Below are 20,626 nucleotides of genomic sequence, written 5' to 3'. Positions count from 1 at the left end.
CTTTGTACAAACAATATTTTATATCATGCTTAAAGGATTTTTTAACGTACCAACTCCGATCAATGAGCCGATTTTAGGCTATGCTCCCGGAAGTAAAGAACGTGAACTTTTGAAGGCTGCAATAGCCGATGCCCGCTCTAAAAAAATTGACATCCCAATGTACATTGACGGGAAGGAAGTGCATACAGAAAATAAAGGAAAAGCAACTCCTCCACACGACCATCAGCATGTTCTTGCTGAGTACAGTAAAGGGAATAAAGACCATGTAAAACAAGCTATTGATGCCGCTTTGGCCGCAAAAGCAAACTGGGAAAATCTGGCATGGGAACATCGTGCAGCGATCTTCTTAAAAGCAGCTGATCTTATTGCAGGACCATACCGTTATAAACTGAATGCAGCAACCATGTTGGGACAGTCAAAAAATGCCTATCAGGCAGAGATTGATTCGGCATGTGAACTGATCGACTTCCTTCGTTTTAACGTAAGTTATATGTCGGAAATCTATAAACAACAACCTCCCGTTTCTCCAAAAGGATCATGGAACAGGGTGGAACAACGTCCGTTAGAAGGATTTGTATTCGCCTTAACTCCGTTTAACTTTACTGCAATCGCAGGAAACCTGCCAACATCCGCAGCGATGATGGGTAATGTGGTAGTTTGGAAACCGGCAAATACGCAAATCTATTCTGCAAATGTGCTGATGCAAATCTTCAGAGAAGCAGGATTACCTGATGGTGTAATCAACCTGGTATATGTTTCAGGTCCTGAAGCAGGTGAAGTGATCTTCAATCACCCTGATTTTGCAGGTATCCACTTTACAGGATCTACAGGCGTATTCCAGGACATCTGGAAAACCATTGGAAATAACATTCATAAATTTAAAACTTACCCACGCATCGTTGGGGAAACAGGTGGTAAAGATTTTATCCTTGTTCATGGTTCAGCAGAAGCAGAATCTTCCAGCACAGCGATCATCCGTGGTGCATTTGAATACCAGGGACAGAAATGTTCTGCAGCTTCACGTGTCTATGTAGCAAAAAGCATCTGGCCGAAGGTCAAAGAATTTATGCTTCGCGACTTAGCGACCTTCAAAATGGGCGGAACTGAAGATTTTGGTAATTTCATCAATGCAGTGATCGATGGCAACTCTTTCGATAAACTGGCAAAATACATTGACGAAGCTAAAAACGACAAATCTGTAGAAATCATTGCTGGTGGAAACTACGACAAATCCAAAGGTTACTTCATCGAGCCTACGGTATTGGTGGTAGAAGATCCGAAATATGTGACCATGTGTGAAGAATTGTTTGGTCCGGTATTGACTTTACATGTGTATGATGATAAAGACTTTGATCAGATCTTAGATGTGGTAGACAGTACTTCTATCTATGCCTTAACAGGTGCAGTGATTGCTCAGGATCGTTATGCGATTGAAAAAGCAACACACCGTTTGAGAAATGCAGCAGGTAACTTCTATATCAATGATAAATGTACAGGTGCTGTTGTGGGTCAGCAACCATTTGGCGGTGCCAGAGGTTCAGGTACGAATGATAAAGCAGGATCAATGATCAACCTTTTACGTTGGGTTTCTCCACGTACGATCAAAGAAACGTTCGATCCACCAAAAGATTACCGTTACCCGTTCTTGTCTAACGACTAGAATTTTAAATCATAAAAAAAGGAGGACTCTTTACAGGATCCTCCTTTTTTATTTAAAATATTGCCATCCCCCATTGTAAGCGTGGTGGCAAGGGCCGGATAACCCGGCCCTTTTAATGTTATTTAGTTTTCTCTAAACCTTCAATACGGAATACAGATTTCATATGACTGTTGTTATCACAGGTAACACCCAGGTCAGAAATCAAGCCATTCGCCAGGCTATATGCCCATCCATGCAAGCTTAATTTTTTACCATTTGCCCATCTGTTCTGAACAATAGATGTTTTAGTCAGGTTAAACACCCCTTCTATCACGTTCAATTCTACCAGTCTTTCTGCTCTTTTTTTATGATCAGAGATCATATCAAGCTCATGATAGTGCAATCTATAGGTATCTTTAATGTTTCTCAACCAGTTGTCGATGATGCCATATTGTTTATTACCCATCGCAGCTTCTACGCCACCACAACCATAATGACCACATACAATCACGTGTTCTACCTCCAATACATTAACTGCATAATCCAGTACACTTAACATGTTCATATCAGTATGCACCACCACATTGGCAATGTTACGGTGAACAAAAATATCACCAGGAGCAGTATTCGTGATCTGGTTTGCAGGAACCCGGCTGTCAGAACAACCAATCCATAAGATCGGTGGCTTTTGTCCGGCAGATAAGCGATCAAAATATTGAGGATCTTCCGCTAAGGTGGCAGCCACCCAGTCTTTGTTCCCTTGTAATAATCCTTCGTATGTAATTTGTTTCGTCTCTGGTGTCTCTAATTTTGCGCACATAATAATTCTAATTATTAATTTCTTCTATAATTTTACTGTCCAACTTTGGAACAATATATTGTGTTTTAATGTTCTCTAAACTTACTATAATCCCCTTAGTATAAGCGTTATGCTTATAATTAAAAATGGTTTCTAACACATCGGGATCGATATATCTGGAATTTGTTCCGTCAATGATCACGTTTGTTTCTTTAGGGATTTTAGTCAGCATCACCTGAATGGCGGCTTTATTTAAAAATGAGACCTCTTCGGCAAGTTTTATCCGTAGGTTCTTCTTGTTGCCTTCTTCCTGAATTTTGTAAAAGAATGGGTTCCGCATATTGGTACGCAACAGGTAGAAGATGGAGAATAACATCCCTATGGCCACACCTTTTAACAAGTCGGTCAGTAACACGGCGATGATCGTGATTACAAACGGTATGAACTGATCCCAACCTTTATGGAACATATGTTTGAATAATGCGATACGTGTTAATTTATAACCTGTTACCAATAGAATCGCTGCCAGACAGGCCAGAGGAATCATATTGATGATGCCTGGAATAAATAATAAGGACAAAAGTAACCATCCCCCATGAAAAATCGCGGACATTTTAGTTCTTCCTCCTGCATTCACGTTGGCAGAACTCCTTACAATCACTGAGGTCATTGGCAAACCACCCAGCATACCACTTACCATATTTCCGGCACCTTGTGCCATCAGCTCTCTGTTGGTTGGTGATACCCTTTTAATCGGGTCAATTTTATCTACCGCCTCGATACTTAACAAAGTCTCCAGACTGGCTACTACTGCAATTGTTGCAGCAACTACCCATACTTTCGAATCTGTAATCTTCGAGAAATCCGGAGCAGTAAACAGGGCCGTAAATTCTGACCATCCGCTAACTACCGGAATTTCTACCATTTGTTTTGCCTGTAGGGCATATCCTGAGTTCTGGAATGCAATCGTTAAGACAATACCAAGTACCACTACCAATAATGGTGCAGGGACAACAGCCAGCTTCTTGAACTTAGGCCAAAAGAGTAGAACCGCAATAGACAACCCACTGATCACAATTGCTGCTAAGCTAAAATGACTAAAGGCATGTCCGATTGCAGAGAAGGTATTTTCATTGTCTTTCTGGAAGAAGCTTTCATCACCAAAAAAATCTGAATCTATACCTAAAGCATGAGGAAGTTGTTTCAGGATCAGCGTTAAACCAATGGCTGCCAACATCCCTTCAATCACACTTGAAGGAAAATAATTACCTATTGTTCCCCCTTTTAATAAACCAAGGATCAGCTGCATTGCTCCGGCAAGCACAACGGCCAGTAAAAAGGTCTGGTATCCCCCTAACTGAGCTATTGCTCCTAAAACTATGGCCGTTAAACCTGCGGCCGGACCACTGACACTTAATTGAGATCCACTTAGTGTGGATACCACAATTCCTCCCACAATACCGGTGATCAAACCGGCAAATAATGGTGCACCTGAGGCTAAAGCAATACCCAAACATAAGGGTAGGGCCACCAGGAACACGACAATACTCGAAGGTAAATCGTGTTTTAAATTCTTTTTTAATATATACTTTTTCACTTCCAATCTTGAGAAGATTGAGTTACCATTCTGCATAAAACTACGTTTTAATTCTAATAAACTAATTCAAAAAAATGCATAGCTATCCCATTAAAGGTTAGTTATACGGATAAAATTAGCATCTGTTAGGAGGCGGAGTGGGTACGGAGGGATGGAAGGGATCGACATGCCGCTTAAAGTGATCGATATAGCTATTGCTGATACCGAAGTGACTAAGTATGGCCATAAAACTTACGGCATAATGAACGTCGATCATTTTAGAATCGCAAAGGTTCACTTTTACTTTACCACTTTCACCATCAGCACTGTGCTCTACTTCGATCTGCATGATCACAGAGTTGATGCTATCTTTATGGAAATTGCTAAAAAACACTGGAGCACCGGAAATCACCATCTTTACGCAAAAGATGCCCAAAAAGGTAATGATGATTAAAAGACGGTACTTCCTTAGGAACATGCTGATCTATTATTTTTTCTTCAACCCTTCAAAAATAGCTCCAAAACACTCTTTTTTCCAAATTGTCATGTAATAAAAATGTAATTTAGTGATCATTGTCACAAAAAAACAAGCACAGATTTCTAAAATCGCCTTGCTTTTCATCGAAAAACGAAGCATTAACTGTAATTTAGGCAGCTCAAAACACTGCTTATCATTCATGAGAAAATTATTACTATTAATGGCCATTTTAAGCCCTTTTTCGCTGTTGGCCCAAAGCAATAACGCTCCCTCTTCTTATGACCCGCATGAAATCGCCATCACCGGGTACCTTCAAACTCAATACCAGCGTGCACAATCGGGAGGAATCAGTTCTTTTTCCGGAGGAGACTTCGCAAAAAACTCTAAAGACCGTTTTATGATCCGCAGGGGAAGGTTAAAGATCGACAGGGCCGATAAATATTCAAGTATTGTCTTTCAGATCGATGCCACACAGAATGGAGTTCAGCTCATGGATGCTTTTATTCAGCTGCATCAGCCAAACTCCAAGCAGCTGATGTTCACCGCCGGCCTTTTCAACCGCCCTTTTGGTTACTCCATAGTGTACTCCTCAGGATACAGGGATTTTCCGGAGCGTGCCCGGGTATTTCAAACCTTAATGCCCAGGGAACGTGACCTTGGTGCGATGATTAGCTTCAGACCTGACAACAAGGCATTTCATTTCCTGACAGCCGAAGTCGCCGTAATTAATGGCAGCGGACACAGCGCCAGGGATTATGATTCCAAAAAAGACATCGTAGGAAATCTTGGTTTTAAATTCGACAGCCTTGCAAATGGTAAACTACACCTTGGTTTCGGAGGCTCTTTTTATAAAGGATATGTGCGCAGTAATACAGATACACTAATGAGAAGCAATGGAAATGGCTTTATCAAAGATGGCAGTACCAGTTATACCGATTCTTACGCCAAACGTGATTATTATGGTGCCAACCTGCAATTACAATATGACAATCCCTTAGGAAGCACCTCATTTAAGGCAGAGTATATCGGAGGTAAGCAACCAGGAGTTGCCGGTTCTTCGAAATTGGCAGGTCCACTGGCCAGTCAGAGTTTCTCTGCACAACCGGAAACCAACCTTTACCTGCGTGAGTTTTCCGGCTATTATCTATGGTTCAGCCACCGGATCGCAAAAACAAAACTTACTGCATTGGCTGCTTATGATGTATACGATCCCAACAATGAGGTGAATGAAAGTGAAATCGGAGCAGCAAACAACAACACCACTTCAGGAGACATTAAATTCAGCACGCTGGGCTATGGTATGTCTTATCTGATCAATGGTCGCTTAAAGCTCACACTTTACAATGAACATGTGGTAAATGACAAAACGCAACTGCCACAGTACCTGGACGACATTAAGGATGATGTATTTACTGCCCGCTTGCAATATCGCTGGTAATCATCATTTCCTAAATTATTGCTGGGTTACAATAGCTTCCCGGGTGTATCCATCAGGTATAAAACTCAGCATACAACTGATTAGATCAGCATAAATATAAGCCAATGAAACAATCATCAACGTACGAGTTACAAACCGCACAATGAACATGCTGATGATTGCTTTTTAACCTTTAAACGCCAAATATATTCCAATGAAACCATCATGATCTTACAGATCACTTAACGAAATGAAGATTAAGATCATGATAGCTTCATAACCACTAAAAAACAAATATATTCTAATGAAAACCAAAATAGAGTTACTTCAGGATAAAGTTAAACAAGCTCAAACCGGTGGTGGGGCAGTAAGAATCGAAAGTCAGCATAAAAAAGGAAAACTCACCGCAAGGGAAAGAATTCATTTCCTGATGGATGAAAACTCTTTCGAAGAGATTGGAATGATGGTCACCCACAGAAGCACCGATTTCGGGATGGAAAGGGAAAAATATTTAGGAGATGGTGTAGTTACCGGATATGGAAACATCAATGGCCGTTTGGTGTATGTGTTTTCTCAGGATTTTACCGTTTTCGGAGGTTCATTATCAGAAACTCATGCCGAGAAAATCTGCAAGATTATGGACATGGCCATGAAAAATGGTGCTCCTGTTATTGGATTAAATGACAGTGGTGGTGCCAGGATTCAGGAGGGCGTGGTTTCTCTTGGAGGTTATGCCGATATCTTTTACAGGAACGTACAGGCATCGGGAGTTGTCCCTCAATTGTCAGCCATCATGGGCCCTTGTGCCGGTGGTGCGGTATACTCGCCTGCAATTACTGATTTCATATTAATGGTGGAAAACACTTCTTATATGTTCGTAACCGGCCCTAATGTGGTCAAAACGGTAACGCACGAAGAAGTTACTTCGGAAGAGCTCGGTGGGGCATCCACACATGCCACCAAATCAGGAGTCACGCATTTTGCCTGTGCCAATGAACTGGATGCCATCAACCACGTGAAAAGATTACTGAGCTATATGCCTCAGAACTGCGAAGAAACACCATTATCTTTACCCTATACCCCTTCTGAAGAAAGTCGCCCGGGATTGAATACCCTGATGCCTGTAAACGCCAACCAGCCTTACGACATCAGAACGGTCATCGCTGAAGTGATGGATGCCGACAGTTTCCTGGAAGTACACCGGGAATATGCGGAAAATATTGTAGTCGGATTTTCCCGTCTGGCGGGCAGAAGCATAGGCATTGTGGCCAATCAGCCTGCCTACCTAGCTGGGGTATTAGACAACCATGCTTCCACTAAAGCAGCACGTTTTGTTCGTTTCTGTGATTGTTTCAACATTCCGTTGCTTGTGTTTGAAGATGTTCCGGGATTCCTTCCGGGAACGGATCAGGAATGGAACGGCATTATCAACAATGGTGCAAAACTATTGTATGCTTTCAGTGAAGCCACAGTGCCACGCATTACGGTCATCACCAGAAAAGCATATGGTGGTGCATACGATGTGATGAACTCTAAACACATTGGTGCAGACATGAACTATGCCTGGCCTAGTGCTGAGATTGCCGTAATGGGTGCCAAAGGAGCTGCTGAGATCATCTTCAAAAAAGAGATCAGCACTGCCGAAAACCCGGAAGAGAAATGGCTGGAAAAAGAGAAATTATACTCTGATACCTTTGCCAATCCATATCGTGCAGCAGAACGCGGCTTTGTGGATGAGGTCATTGAGCCATCTCAAACGAGAAGTAAATTGATCAAAGCATTTAAAATGCTGGAAAATAAAGTTGTGAACCGTCCCCGCAGAAAACACGGGAACATCCCATTATAAAATAAATGAAGCTGAGTCGTACAGACGTATTATTGATGGCCTTTTGCACAGGTCTTATTGTAGCTAATATCTATTATTGCCAGCCGCTGGTGATCCTTGTTGCTGAAGAATTCAAGCTCACGGAAAGTCATGCCGGAAAGATCACTTACCTTACCCAGGCCGGTTATGCCCTGGGTTTGTTTTTAGTGGTCCCACTTGGTGATATGTTTGAACGCCGCAAACAGATTTTAATGATTACCGGAGTGGCAGTGGCTTCTTTGCTACTTGCTGCGCTCTCCCACTCTTTCCTGCTGCTGCAAATTGCCAGTGTATTGATTGGGGCAAGCTCTATTGTGCCTCAGCTGATTTTACCTATGGCCGCCAACCTGAGTTCAGACGAAAAACGCGGAGAAACGATTGGCATCATTATGAGCGGTTTGCTGGTCGGTATTCTTGCATCCAGATCAATCAGCGGCAGTGTTGGCTTTTTATGGGGCTGGAGAACCATGTATTTTATCGCCGCCGGCATCTGCTCTTTGTTAATGATCTTAATGGCCAAACGTTTTCCATTGAGCATGCCCTCTTTTAAGGGCACTTATCAGGAACTGATGTCGTCCATGTGGCATTATGTGAAAACCCAACCGGTATTGCGGGAGGCTTCCATCATCAACTTCCTCGCTTTCGCGATATTGAGTGCCTTCTGGACCACCATGGTTTTATTCCTGGCCAATCCTCCCTTCAGCTTTCAGACCCTGCAAATAGGCTTGTTTGGAATTGCCGGGGCTGCAGGTGCTTTAGCAGCTCCCCTGGTAGGTAAACTGAGCAGTGGAAAGAACCCGCGTAAAAATCTGCTTACGGGTTTGATTTTACAGTTGCTGAGTATTGCGGCTTTTTACTTTACCGGAGCACATCTGTACCTCTTCATTGCCGGAATCATCCTGATCGATATTGGCCAGCAGGCGATCCATGTGACCAATCAAACCCGGATTTATGCCTTGCTTCCTGAAGCACGCAACCGATTGAACACGATATTTATGTCGGTGAGTTTTGTGGGTGCCTCAGTTGGATCTGCATTGGGCTTATGGTTATGGGACAAAGGACAATGGCCTTTATTTTGTATGGGAACCACTGCGGTGATCCTGCTGAACATCTGCATCTATAAATTTTATAGCGGAAAACTAAAAACCTAATCTCGCTGGCCGATGGAAAAAATCCAGATCGAACAAATCAGACCTGACCTTACCTGGCGCATCAGACATGAGGCCATGTATCCTGATGAACCCTATGATGCGATAAAACTGGAAAATGATCCCGATGGAATTCATTTCGCCTTATTTGCCGGCGATCAGCTTTATTCCGTGATCTCCCTGTTTTCTGAAGGCAGCGTATACCAGTTCCGTAAATTCGCCACCCTTCCTATTGCTCAGGGAAAAGGATATGGCAGCCACTTACTCCGGTATGTGATCGAATATGTGCGCAGTATCGGAGGCACAAAGCTATGGTGCAATGCCAGGGCATCTGTCTCTCCTTTTTATGTGAAGTTCGGATTCTCCGAAACGGAAGAACGCTTCCATAAAATGGGACTGGAGTTTGTCATCATGCAGTTAGAACTGAATAATTAACTTGTGGCTTAAGCCCTAGTTTATATATTTGTTCAGCTTAAGTATAAATCCGCTTAACACACGTTTTAAAGAAAACATTATAATGGCAAAAAAGAAAGACGATAAACAGAAACATGTTTCTGTAGTTACTAAGAAATCACTCCAATTTTTTGAAGAATATATCAATAACCCATCTCCTACCGGTTTCGAATATCCTGGTCAGAAGTTATGGCTGGACTATTTAAAACCTTATATCGATGAAAGCTTTATCGATAACTATGGTACCGCTGTGGGTGTCATCAATCCCAAAGCAGAGTATAGGGTAGTCATCGAGGCACATGCCGATGAGATCTCCTGGTTTGTAAATTACATTACACCTGAAGGTTTGATCTATGTGATCAGAAATGGTGGTTCAGATCACCAGATTGCCCCTTCTAAACGCGTCAACATCCATACCGATAAAGGCATGGTGAAAGCAGTTTTCGGATGGCCTGCCATTCACACCAGAAACGGCGAGAAAGAAGAGGCCCCTGCCTTAAAAAACATCTTCCTTGACTGTGGATGTACCAGCAAAGAAGAAGTAGAAAATCTGGGTATCCATGTAGGTTGTGTGATCACTTATGAAGATGAATTCATGGTGTTAAACGACCGTTACTATGTGGGACGTGCTTTAGACAACAGAGCCGGTGGTTTTATGATTGCTGAAGTAGCGCGTTTACTTAAAGAAAACAAACAAAAACTTCCTTTCGGTTTATACATCGTAAACTCAGTACAGGAAGAAATCGGTTTACGTGGTGCAGAAATGATCGCAGACCGCATTAAGCCTCATGTAGCGATCGTAACAGACGTTACCCATGACACCACTACCCCAATGATCAACAAGATCACACAGGGTGATCTTGCATGTGGAAAAGGGCCCGTGGTTTCCTATGCTCCTGCAGTGCAAACCAACCTGAACAGATTATTGATCGAAACTGCTGAAAAGAACGACATTCCTTTCCAGCGCCAGGCTTCATCAAGGTCTACAGGTACAGATACGGATGCTTTTGCTTATTCTAATGGCGGTGTTCCTTCGGCATTGATCTCTTTACCATTGCGCTATATGCACACTACGGTAGAAATGATCCATAAAGAAGATGTAGACAATGTGATCAGCTTGATTTATCACTCTTTACTGAACATCAAAAAAGACCACGATTTCAAATATTCTAAATAAAAAACCTGTATTCAGGTATTGATAAAAGCGTGTCTGGCAAAAGCCATTCACGCTTTTATTTTTAATTCCCTATTTTTAGGAAAGCATCGTGATCAATTTTTAAGATAAGGATCATGATCAATGAAACAACTATACCTTCCTATGAGTGAACAAACCCAACAGTTTATAGAAAAAGTTAAAGCAGCATACCAGCCTAAAGGCTCCTATATTTATCTGGGTGCAGGAATTTTAGATGGTGAAGTTCTGGCAGAAGCAGAGGTAAACCTCTATTTACACATGATGAACCGGCATGGACTTGTTGCCGGCGCAACCGGAACAGGAAAAACCAGAACCCTTCAGTTGCTTGCCGAGCAGCTTTCAGACGCGGGTGTCCCTGTATTCATGCTCGATGTAAAAGGAGATCTTTCCGGTTTATATCAGGCCGGAGAAAGCAATCCTAAAATTGAAGAGCGGGCAACGCAGCTGAACAAACCCTTTACCCCTTCAGGCTATCCGATAGAGCCCTATTCTCTTTCCGGGAAACTAGGGGCGCAGATGAGGGCAACTATCCTTGAGTTTGGCCCCACCCTGCTGGCAAAGATCCTGGACTTAAATGATACCCAGACCGGAGTACTGGCTGTCATCTTTAAATATGCGGACGACAGTAAACTGCCATTAATTGACCTGAACGATCTTAAAAAACTGGTATCCTATCTTTCAGACGGGCCCGGAAAAGAAGAAATAAAAAGTGATTACGGCTCGATCTCCCCTGCTACCTCGGGAACCATTCTCAGAAAGATCATTACGATTGAACAACAAGGCCTGGGTGCCATGTTCGGGGAACGTTCTTTTGATATTGAAGACCTGTTCGCCAGGACTGACGGCAAAGGAACCATTTCCTTGCTGAACATCTCGGATGTTCAGAATCAACCGAAGTTATATTCCACTTATTTATTGAGCCTGCTGGCTGAACTGTATTATAATTTACCTGAAGTAGGAGACCTCGACAAACCGAAGCTGGTCTTCTTCTTTGATGAAGCTCATTTACTGTTTAAAGACTCCTCCAAGGCTTTTATGGAGCAGATTGAAACGATCATCAGGCTCATCAGATCTAAGGGCATAGGCGTCTTCTTTTGCACGCAATCGCCTACGGATGTTCCGGAGAGTGTGCTTTCCCAATTGGGGAACCGGATTCAGCATGCTTTAAGGGTATTTACACCTAATGATGCCGATGCTTTAAAGAAAACGGTAAACACCTACCCCACTTCTACTTTTTATAAGATTGATAAGGTACTCACCTCTTTAGGAACCGGTCAGGCATTGATCACAGTTTTAAATGATAAGGGAATCCCAACGGAGGTAACCGCGACCATGCTGACCCCACCGAAGTCGGTAATGGGCCCCATGAATGCCTCAGATTATGGAAAATTAGTCCAGTCCAGCCCCATGAACCAAAAATATCAGGAAAGCATTGATCCGGAAAGTGCCTATGAAATCCTGACCAAAAGAATCAATGACAACCAGGCAGCAGCAGCACCGGAAGAAGAAACAACCGTTAAAAAAGAAGGAAAAAGTATTATTGAGCAGGTAATGGGTGCCACCATTACAAGACAGATTGGCAAGGAAATTGTACGTGGGCTGTTCGGAATGTTAACCGGCAAAAAAACGCGCAGTAGCGGAGGAAAAGGAATCTTTGGTTTTTAAACAGAAGTTTTTCTCCCTATTAGTGGTTAAATTGCAAATAAACCCCTTTTTTTTACCTTGATTATAAACTTAATAATTATTTTAGTCCCATGAAACCAACCTTATTAATACTAGCAGCTGGGATGGCGAGTCGCTACGGCAGCATGAAACAAATTGACGGATTCGGCCCGAACAACGAAACCATTATTGATTACTCTATATATGATGCGATTAAAGCCGGCTTCGGTAAGGTTGTCTTTATTATAAAAGAAGAATATTTAGAAGATTTCAAAGCAATTTTCGAACCCAAACTAAAAGGGAAAATCGAGACTGCTTATGTATTCCAAAACTTTGACATCAAACAATTTGGTGTAGATATCGAAATTGAAAGGGCAAAACCATGGGGCACTGCTCATGCCATCCTTTCTGGCAGAACAGCTATTAATGAGCCTTTCTGTGTGATCAACGCAGATGATTTTTACGGCTTGGATGCTTACCAGAAAATGGTGAACTTCCTGACCACTGAAGTGAGCGACAGCAATTACTCGATGATCGGATATGAGATTGGCAAAACCTTGTCAGACTATGGCTCTGTATCAAGGGGTGTTTGTAAAGTAAACGAGAATGGTGTACTGGAAGATATCAATGAGCGCACAAAGGTTCTTAGAAACGGTGACGCGATTGTTTTCGAAGAGGACGACAAACAATACCCATTGACACAAGATACGCGCGTATCGATGAATTTCTGGGGTTTTACGCCAGCAGTTTTCCAGATCACAGAAGAGCTGTTCAGAGATTTTGCTGTACAGAACAAAGAAAACCCTAAAGCAGAGTTTTTCATTCCATTGGTAGCAGAATACCTGGTAAAATCAAGAAAAGCAGATTTCAAAGTAGTCCCTACGGACAGCAAGTGGTTCGGAGTAACTTATAAAGAAGATAAACCAATCGTTAAAGCCAGCATTGATCAATTGATCAAAGACGGTGCTTATCCTGATAACCTTTGGAACTAATCTCAAAACAAGCTTAACAAAAAGAGGAGATTCACTAAGTGAATCCCCTCTTTTTATTTAATGAGTCTGATCATTATCCTAAAAAAAGGATGCCAAACAAAAAGGGTGCGCTGAACAAACAGCACACCCTTTTTTATGATCGTATGAACGACTATTTTTTATCGTCTTTTACTTCTTCAAAATCTACATCGGTAACATCGTCACCACCTGCAGGCTGACCTTCTTGTTGAGCTCCGGCAGCGCCTTCTGGTTGTGCACCATCTTGTCCTGCTTTGTACATCTCTTCAGAAGCTGCATTCCATGCATTCTGTAATTCTTCCTGAGCAGCATCGATATCAGCAAAGTTTCTTGCAGCATGCGCATCTTTCAGTTTTTTCAAACCTTCTTCGATAGGCGCTTTTTTATCTGCAGAGATTTTCTCACCAAATTCTTTCAATTGTTTCTCAGTAGAGAAGATTAAAGCATCAGCGCTGTTGATTTTTTCAGCTTCTTCTTTAGCTGCTTTATCAGCATCAGCATTTTGCTCTGCTTCTTCTTTCATCCTTTTGATCTCTTCGTCAGTTAAGCCAGAAGAAGCTTCAATACGGATTTTTTGCTCTTTACCAGTAGCTTTATCTTTAGCACTTACATGTAAGATACCGTTTGCATCAATATCAAATGCTACTTCTACCTGAGGCACTCCACGTGGAGCCGGTGGAATACCATCTAGGATGAAACGACCAATCGTACGGTTTTGAGCTGCCATAGGACGCTCTCCCTGTAGGATATGGATTTCTACTGAAGGCTGGTTATCCGCTGCTGTAGAGAAAGTTTCTGCTTTTTTAGAAGGGATAGTCGTGTTTGCTTCAATTAATTTAGTCATTACACCACCCATAGTCTCAATACCTAATGAAAGAGGGGTAACATCTAATAACAATACATCTTTAACTTCACCTGTTAATACACCACCTTGAATTGCAGCACCGATTGCTACCACCTCATCAGGGTTCACACCTTTAGAAGGCTCTTTACCGAAGAAAGCTTTAACCGCATCCTGAATTGCAGGGATACGTGTAGAACCACCAACTAAGATGATTTCATCGATATCAGATGTTTTTAAACCTGCATTTTTCAATGCTGATTTACAAGGATCAATTGTACGTTTGATCAGATCAGCTGCCAATTGCTCAAATTTAGCACGGCTTAAAGTTCTAACCAAGTGTTTAGGACCTGTTGCATCAGCAGTGATGTAAGGAAGGTTGATCTCTGTAGAAGTAGTGCTTGAAAGCTCAATTTTAGCTTTCTCAGCAGCTTCTTTCAAACGTTGTAATGCCATTGGATCCTGGTGAAGGTCCATGCCATATTCAATTTTGAATTCACCTGCTAACCATTCGATAATGATATGGTCAAAGTCATCACCACCTAAGTGTGTATCACCATCAGTAGATTTTACTTCAAATACACCATCACCTAATTCTAATACAGAAACGTCATGAGTACCACCACCACAGTCAAACACAACAATTTTCATGTCTTTATGTGCTTTATCCAAACCGTAAGCTAAAGCAGCTGCAGTTGGCTCGTTGATGATACGTTTCACTGTTAAACCAGCGATTTCACCAGCTTCTTTAGTTGCCTGACGTTGTGCATCATTAAAGTAAGCAGGAACAGTAATAACTGCTTCAGTTACCTCATGACCCAAAAAGTCTTCAGCTGTTTTTTTCATTTTCTGCAAGATCATTGCAGAAAGCTCTTGTGGAGTATATTTACGGTCGTCAATTTCTACACGTGGTGTATTGTTGTCGCCTTTAACTACTTTATAAGGTACACGACCAGCTTCTTTAGTTACCTCAGCAAAGCTGCTGCCCATAAAGCGTTTGATCGAAGAAATTGTTTTTGTTGGGTTAGTAATCGCCTGGCGTTTTGCCGGCTCACCTACTTTGCGTTCTCCATTTTCTGCAAAAGCAACAATGGATGGCGTAGTACGTTTACCCTCACTGTTGGCTATAACTACAGGTTCGTTACCTTCCATTACGGCTACGCAAGAGTTTGTTGTTCCTAAGTCTATACCAATAATTTTTGACATGCTATTTATCTCTGTTTATGTTATGAAATCTTTTTATTTACATCTGTTTAACAAGCAATGTGCCAATCGGATTTTGGCAGAAAATCTTCGGGATATCTAATCATTAAAGAATTTTATGTCCGAAAGCTGTTACAAAAGTGTGACAGGATGACAGAATTTTACTTAAACTTGTTTATCCAGACCTAAAAGTCGTTCTAAATGATGGTAGCCAATTCCGAAATAAGCCTTCGATTCTGCGATCTTTTGTCTGATCTCCGCTTTTCTGGCCTCCTGACCTTTGGCAGTAGCATCTGTGCCAGAGGTTTTAATCCCTACTACCAATACATTTTTAGGGGTATGTGCATCTGAAATGAATTCAAAGACCTTGGTTTTATAACCGAAATATTCCAGTACCAAAGCTCTTATTCCGTCCGTCACCATTTCTGCCTGACGCTCCATAAAGATCCCGTATTTTGTTAAAAAGGAAAGTTCGTTTTTGGCTTTGTTCTTTTCCATCTCTCTTCTGATCTGTTTATGGCAGCAGGGCGCCACCACAATCAGTCCGGCATTCGCCTTGATTCCTTTATAGATTGCATCATCGGTAGCCGTATCGCAGGCATGTAAGGCAATCAGTAAATCAATGGAATCCACAGCATAATTTTCAATCGTTCCGGGAACAAAGTTAAGCTGATCAAATCCGGAGTTTCCGGCAATCCCATTACATAAGGTAACCAGGTCTTCGCGAAACTCCACCCCTGTTACTTTGGTATCCAGTTTCAATACATTGTGCAGGTAGTCATATAAAGCAAAGGTAAGGTAGCCTTTTCCTGAGCCCATATCGACCACATTGTTGATTTTACCGGCAGGTAATTCTTTAATCAGTGAACTCAGGATCTCTACATACTGATTGATCTGACGGTATTTATCCTGGGCATTTTTAAAGACATTACCTTCGGCATCACTGATCTTCAACTCTTGCAGATAAGTCTTTCCTGTAGGCTGAATGATGCGTTTCTTTTCCTTATTATGAGTCAGTGTTGGCTGGACAGCAGTCTTCACCAGGTTTTCCCTCACAGAGATAAGCTGCTTCTTACCATGTTCTAAGATCACTTCTTTTAAAGTGGTAAACAGGGTGCAAACTTTGAAATCATTGCTGATGAAATGACCGATCAGACTGATGCCTTCAGGAATAGGAAAGTTCTTGATGATGTCCCTTGTTTTGTGACGGTAAGTAAAAGAAAGCATATCTGTTCTTTTGATCTTTACCCTGCGGGCATAAACATTTTTTAGCTCCTTTTCATTTCCCTGATAATTACCAAGGGAAATCTTTAGAAAGGTATTCGATGAAATACTTTCAGCAATCTGCTGCTGGAACTGCTGTAAATGGAGTTGATTGGACATGAAATTGGATTACCTTGCAAAGGTAACCTTTTGAAAAGGAAATTTAAGCGCCTGGTTCAGACAGAAAATAAACAGGCCTTGTAATTACTAATATTTTTAGTAAATTAGCAATATGGAAGATTTATACTTTATAGCCATCCTTCCGCCAGCCGGATTAAGCGAAAGGATTGATGAGATCAGGAAAGAAGTTTCTCTTGACCATGGGGTGTTCAGTGCATTGAAGCCTCCGGTACACCTCACGCTTGTACCTCCTTTTAAACTCAGACCGGCCAATGAACAACAGCTCATCCAAAAGCTGAAATCCCTTTGCCATTTTGAGCCCTTCATTCAGAAGCTGGAAGATTTTGATGGCTTCCCGGAACATACTGTTTTTATCAGGGCCTTAAAAAATACAGGTATCTCGGCACTTTATAAGAACCTGAAGGCTGGAATGAAGCCATATGTTGAAGGTTCCAAAAACCCATTCAATCCGCACCTCACGATCGCCTACCGGGATGCTAAAGAAGCCTACCCACAAATCATGGAACAATATCAAAACAGGAGATTCAGAGAAGAGTTTCTGGCGGATCATTTCACGCTGTTAAAGCATGATGGAAAACGCTGGAACCTGCATAGTGAGTATTATGCTCAACCTTCAATAACGCAATTGGAAATGGGCTTATAAAAACCTCCTCCCTCTACCCTCCGAAAAACCATAAAAAACAAAAAACCCTGTCCGAATCGGACAGGGTTTCCTTATGTTGATGAGGGAATAAATTATTCGCCTTTATCTTCAGATTTAGCTTCAGCTGCAGGTGCTTCTGGTGCTGCTTCTTCAGTAGCCGGAGCTTCTTCTGCAACAACTTCAGCTTTCTCGGCTTTAGGTGCATCAGCTTTTTTAGCTTTGGTTCTACCACGACGTGTAGTTTTCTTCTCAGCAGATTCAGCTTCTTTACCGTAAACTTCATTGTAATCAACCAATTCAATTAAAGCCATCTCCGCGTTATCACCAAGACGGTTGTTTAATTTAATGATCCTTGTGTAACCACCCGGACGGTTAGCAATTTTAGCTGCAACATCACGGAACAATTCAGTAACAGTTTCTTTATCTTGTAAGTAACCGAAAACGATACGACGAGAGTGAGTAGTATCAGTTTTAGATTTTGTCAAAAGAGGCTCAACATACATACGTAAAGCTTTTGCTTTAGCTAAAGTAGTTGAAATTCTTTTGTGTTTAATTAACGATGAAGCCATGTTAGCCAACATCGCCTTACGATGTGAATCTGTTCTTCCTAAGTGGTTTACTTTTTTACCGTGTCTCATTTTTGATTTTATTCAGTGTATACCGTCTCTTTGATGTTTATCTGAGGGAATTATACACTATTAACAATATTGTTATTTAATGTTTGGTTGGTTACTCTTCGTCTAATTTAAATTTCGATAAGTTCATACCGAAAGATAAGCTTTTAGATTTCACCAATTCCTGGATCTCTGTCAATGATTTTTTACCGAAGTTTCTGAATTTTAACATGTCAGCAACATCATAAGAAACCAGGTCAGCTAAAGTACGGATATCGGCTGCTTTTAAGCAGTTTAATGCACGTACAGAAAGATCTAAATCAACCAGTTCAGTTTTAAGGATCTTACGCATATGCAGAATTTCCTCATCCACTTCTTTAGTTTCTTCTTTAGCTTGAGATTCCAATACTAAATTCTCATCAGAGAACAACATAAAGTGCTGGATTAAAATTTTCGCAGCTTCTTTTAGTGCTTCTTCAGGGTGGATTGAACCATCTGTAGAGATATCTAATATTAATTTTTCATAATCTGTCTTTTGTTCAACACGATAATTTTCAATCGAGTATTTTACATTTTTCATTGGGGTAAAGATCGAATCGATCGCGATTACACCAACTACAGCATCATTGATTTTATTTTCTTCGGCTGGAACATAACCGCGTCCTTTATTGATAGTTAATTCTACCTCTAAAGTCACTGTTTTTTCCATGTTACAAATAACGAAATCAGGGTTAAGAACCTCGAAGTTGTTAGAGAATTTTGTAATATCTCCAGCAGTAAACTGATCTTGACCGTTTACTAAAATGAAAACTTTTTCAGAATCACCAGAATCACCAACTTTTTTAAAACGCACTTGTTTTAAGTTAAGGATGATTTCCGTCAAATCTTCTACAACACCTTTCATTGTAGAAAACTCGTGAGATACGCCAGAAAAACGAATACTTGTAATGGCATAACCTTCTAATGAAGAAAGTAAAATTCTTCTTAGGGCGTTACCAATTGTTACACCGAAACCGGGCTCTAAAGGACGAAATTCAAATATACCATCGAAATCTGTTGATTTCTGCATGATTACCTTATCGGGTTTCTGAAATGCTAAAATTGCCATTTATAATGTTTTTAGATCGTTATTAAAATTATGTAATGAAATAAAGTGAATTGCCCAGAAGGCAATTCACTAAATATATTACTTAGAGTATAACTCTACTATAAGGTTCTCTTTGATATTTTCTGGGATCTCGTCACGGTTAGGATAAGTTAAGAACTTACCTGTCAATTCACTTGCATTCCAGTCTAACCAATTGAATTTATTGATTACTCTGCCTGCTACTGAATTTGTAATCGCTTCTAAAGTCTTAGACTTTTCGCGAACTGCAACAACATCACCAGCTTTTAATTGATATGAAGGGATATTTACTACTTCACCGTTAACTGTTACGTGTTTATGGCTAACTAACTGACGGGCAGCTGAACGTGTTGTAGCAATACCTAATCTGTATACTGTGTTATCTAAACGAGCTTCTAATAATTGCAATAAGTTGTCACCAGTGATACCTTCACGTGAAGATGCTTTTGTGAACAAATTACGGAACTGACGTTCTAATACACCATAAGTATATTTAACTTTCTGTTTTTCCATTAACTGTACTGCGTACTCGGATTGTTTTCCTCTTCTTTTGGAAGCACCGTGCTGTCCAGGAGGATAATTTTTTCTATCTAAAACCTTATCAGGGCCGAAAATTGGCTCTCTGAATTTACGGGCTATTTTGGACTTTGGTCCTGTATATCTTGCCATTGCTTTTTGTTTTAAAGTATCATACAGCCTTAAACTGCAGACTCTTAGCTTTAAAAGTTAATTATTAAACTCTTCTCTTCTTAGGAGGACGACATCCGTTGTGCGGAAGCGGTGTGATATCTTTGATAGAGGTTACTTCGATACCTGAGATTTGCAATGTTCTAATTGCAGACTCACGACCTGAACCTGGACCTTTAACAAAAACTTCTACTTTACGCAGACCTAAATCAAATGCTACTTTACCGCAATCTGATGCAGCCTGACCTGCTGCATAAGGAGTGTTCTTTTTAGAACCCTTGAATCCCATTTTACCTGCAGAAGACCATGAAATAGTTTGACCGTTGTTATTTGTTAAAGTAACAATGATATTGTTAAAAGTAGCATTGATGTGCGCCTGACCAACAGGCTCAATAACAACAATACGCTTTTTGGTAACTTTTTTACTCTTAGCCATAATTCTTATTCAGTACTAATTTTATTTAGTAGCTTTTTTCTTGTTAGCAACTGTTTTTCTCTTGCCTTTACGTGTACGAGAGTTGTTCTTAGTACGTTGTCCACGTACCGGCAAACCTTTTCTGTGACGTAATCCACGGTAACAACCGATATCCATTAAACGTTTAATGTTCAACTGAACTTCTGAACGTAAAGCACCTTCTACTTTTACGCCGTCGTTGATGATGGTACGGATCGCTGATAACTCATCATCAGACCAGTCCTGTACTTTCTTGTTAAAATCGATACCTGCTTCCGTTAAAATACGTTGAGCAGTTGATCTTCCTACTCCGAAGATGTAAGTAAGACCAATTTCGCCTCTTTTGTTTCTTGGTAAATCAATACCTGATATCCTTGCCATATTTGTACTAATGTTTGATTAACTGAATGAAC

Annotated in this window: 19 protein-coding genes; 9 read left to right on the top strand and 10 right to left on the bottom strand. The window is 41.0% G+C overall.

The window, feature by feature from the left end; all coding sequences use genetic code 11:
* The first annotated feature begins 25 nt into the window (after positions 1–25).
* Positions 26–1,660: an L-glutamate gamma-semialdehyde dehydrogenase gene (pruA, locus tag BUC20_RS17225; RefSeq protein ID WP_073232300.1), complete on the top strand. Its 1,635-nt coding sequence runs from the start codon at positions 26–28 to the stop codon at positions 1,658–1,660.
* Positions 1,661–1,778: 118 nt separating this feature from the next.
* On the opposite strand, the gene can is transcribed toward pruA, so the two are convergent.
* The 3 genes from can to BUC20_RS17210 all read right to left on the bottom strand — a co-directional run bounded on the left by can (position 1,779) and on the right by BUC20_RS17210 (position 4,492).
* Positions 1,779–2,459: a carbonate dehydratase gene (gene can, locus BUC20_RS17220; protein ID WP_073232299.1), complete on the bottom strand. Its 681-nt coding sequence runs from the start codon at positions 2,457–2,459 to the stop codon at positions 1,779–1,781.
* 7 nt (positions 2,460–2,466) lie between these two features.
* Positions 2,467–4,071: a SulP family inorganic anion transporter gene (locus BUC20_RS17215; protein WP_073232298.1), complete on the bottom strand. Its 1,605-nt coding sequence runs from the start codon at positions 4,069–4,071 to the stop codon at positions 2,467–2,469.
* 79 nt (positions 4,072–4,150) lie between these two features.
* Entirely contained in the window at positions 4,151–4,492 is a 342-nt protein-coding gene (locus BUC20_RS17210) for a hypothetical protein (protein WP_073232297.1), read from the bottom strand.
* Positions 4,493–4,691: 199 nt separating this feature from the next.
* Between BUC20_RS17210 and BUC20_RS17200 the strand changes: the two genes are divergently transcribed.
* The 7 genes from BUC20_RS17200 (at position 4,692) to BUC20_RS17170 (ending at position 13,223) form a co-directional block, all read left to right on the top strand.
* Positions 4,692–5,930, top strand: a complete 1,239-nt coding sequence (locus BUC20_RS17200; protein ID WP_073232295.1) for a porin — start codon at positions 4,692–4,694, stop codon at positions 5,928–5,930.
* Between the two features lie 283 nt (positions 5,931–6,213).
* On the top strand, positions 6,214–7,755 hold the full coding sequence (locus BUC20_RS17195) for an acyl-CoA carboxylase subunit beta (protein ID WP_073232294.1): 1,542 nt from the start codon (positions 6,214–6,216) through the stop codon (positions 7,753–7,755).
* Between the two features lie 5 nt (positions 7,756–7,760).
* Positions 7,761–8,924 carry an MFS transporter gene (locus BUC20_RS17190; protein ID WP_084528977.1) on the top strand — a complete coding sequence of 388 codons (1,164 nt, stop codon included), beginning with the start codon at positions 7,761–7,763 and terminating at the stop codon, positions 8,922–8,924.
* Between the two features lie 12 nt (positions 8,925–8,936).
* Complete coding sequence (locus tag BUC20_RS17185; protein WP_073232293.1) at positions 8,937–9,356, top strand: GNAT family N-acetyltransferase; 420 nt, start codon at positions 8,937–8,939, stop codon at positions 9,354–9,356.
* 82 nt (positions 9,357–9,438) lie between these two features.
* Positions 9,439–10,551, top strand: coding sequence for a M42 family metallopeptidase (locus tag BUC20_RS17180; protein ID WP_073232292.1), 1,113 nt, complete (start codon positions 9,439–9,441; stop codon positions 10,549–10,551).
* A 120-nt stretch (positions 10,552–10,671) separates the two neighbouring features.
* Complete coding sequence (locus BUC20_RS17175; RefSeq protein WP_394334165.1) at positions 10,672–12,234, top strand: helicase HerA-like domain-containing protein; 1,563 nt, start codon at positions 10,672–10,674, stop codon at positions 12,232–12,234.
* An 89-nt stretch (positions 12,235–12,323) separates the two neighbouring features.
* Positions 12,324–13,223 carry a nucleotidyltransferase family protein gene (locus BUC20_RS17170; protein ID WP_073232291.1) on the top strand — a complete coding sequence of 300 codons (900 nt, stop codon included), beginning with the start codon at positions 12,324–12,326 and terminating at the stop codon, positions 13,221–13,223.
* 151 nt (positions 13,224–13,374) lie between these two features.
* Here the strand turns inward: BUC20_RS17170 and dnaK are convergent, their stop codons facing one another.
* Both dnaK and BUC20_RS17160 read right to left on the bottom strand, forming a co-directional pair.
* Positions 13,375–15,288, bottom strand: coding sequence for a molecular chaperone DnaK (gene dnaK, locus BUC20_RS17165; RefSeq protein ID WP_073232290.1), 1,914 nt, complete (start codon positions 15,286–15,288; stop codon positions 13,375–13,377).
* A gap of 162 nt (positions 15,289–15,450) precedes the next feature.
* Complete coding sequence (locus BUC20_RS17160) at positions 15,451–16,668, bottom strand: class I SAM-dependent methyltransferase (protein WP_073232289.1); 1,218 nt, start codon at positions 16,666–16,668, stop codon at positions 15,451–15,453.
* A 112-nt stretch (positions 16,669–16,780) separates the two neighbouring features.
* On the opposite strand from BUC20_RS17160, the gene BUC20_RS17155 reads away from it, so the two are divergent.
* Positions 16,781–17,332 (top strand): 2'-5' RNA ligase family protein, encoded by a 552-nt coding sequence (locus BUC20_RS17155; RefSeq protein ID WP_073232288.1) that lies wholly within the window; start codon positions 16,781–16,783, stop codon positions 17,330–17,332.
* A gap of 92 nt (positions 17,333–17,424) precedes the next feature.
* On the opposite strand, the gene rplQ is transcribed toward BUC20_RS17155, so the two are convergent.
* From rplQ to rpsM, 5 genes are all read right to left on the bottom strand, one after another.
* The gene (gene rplQ / locus BUC20_RS17150) at positions 17,425–17,970 is read right to left on the bottom strand and encodes a 50S ribosomal protein L17 (protein WP_073232287.1); all 546 of its coding nucleotides are present in this window, start codon (positions 17,968–17,970) and stop codon (positions 17,425–17,427) included.
* Positions 17,971–18,061: 91 nt separating this feature from the next.
* Positions 18,062–19,054 carry a DNA-directed RNA polymerase subunit alpha gene (locus BUC20_RS17145; protein ID WP_062550419.1) on the bottom strand — a complete coding sequence of 331 codons (993 nt, stop codon included), beginning with the start codon at positions 19,052–19,054 and terminating at the stop codon, positions 18,062–18,064.
* A 78-nt stretch (positions 19,055–19,132) separates the two neighbouring features.
* Entirely contained in the window at positions 19,133–19,741 is a 609-nt protein-coding gene (gene rpsD / locus BUC20_RS17140) for a 30S ribosomal protein S4 (protein ID WP_069379645.1), read from the bottom strand.
* Between the two features lie 64 nt (positions 19,742–19,805).
* Positions 19,806–20,195 carry a 30S ribosomal protein S11 gene (rpsK, locus tag BUC20_RS17135; RefSeq protein WP_041878538.1) on the bottom strand — a complete coding sequence of 130 codons (390 nt, stop codon included), beginning with the start codon at positions 20,193–20,195 and terminating at the stop codon, positions 19,806–19,808.
* A gap of 21 nt (positions 20,196–20,216) precedes the next feature.
* A complete protein-coding gene (gene rpsM, locus BUC20_RS17130) occupies positions 20,217–20,594 on the bottom strand; it encodes a 30S ribosomal protein S13 (RefSeq protein ID WP_062550421.1) in 378 nt (125 codons plus the stop codon).
* Between the last annotated feature and the right edge of the window lie 32 nt (positions 20,595–20,626).

The organism is Pedobacter caeni (genome assembly GCF_900129215.1).
Classification (GTDB): Bacteria; Bacteroidota; Bacteroidia; order Sphingobacteriales; family Sphingobacteriaceae; genus Pedobacter; species Pedobacter caeni.
This window is presented reverse-complemented; position numbering and strand designations above follow the sequence as displayed.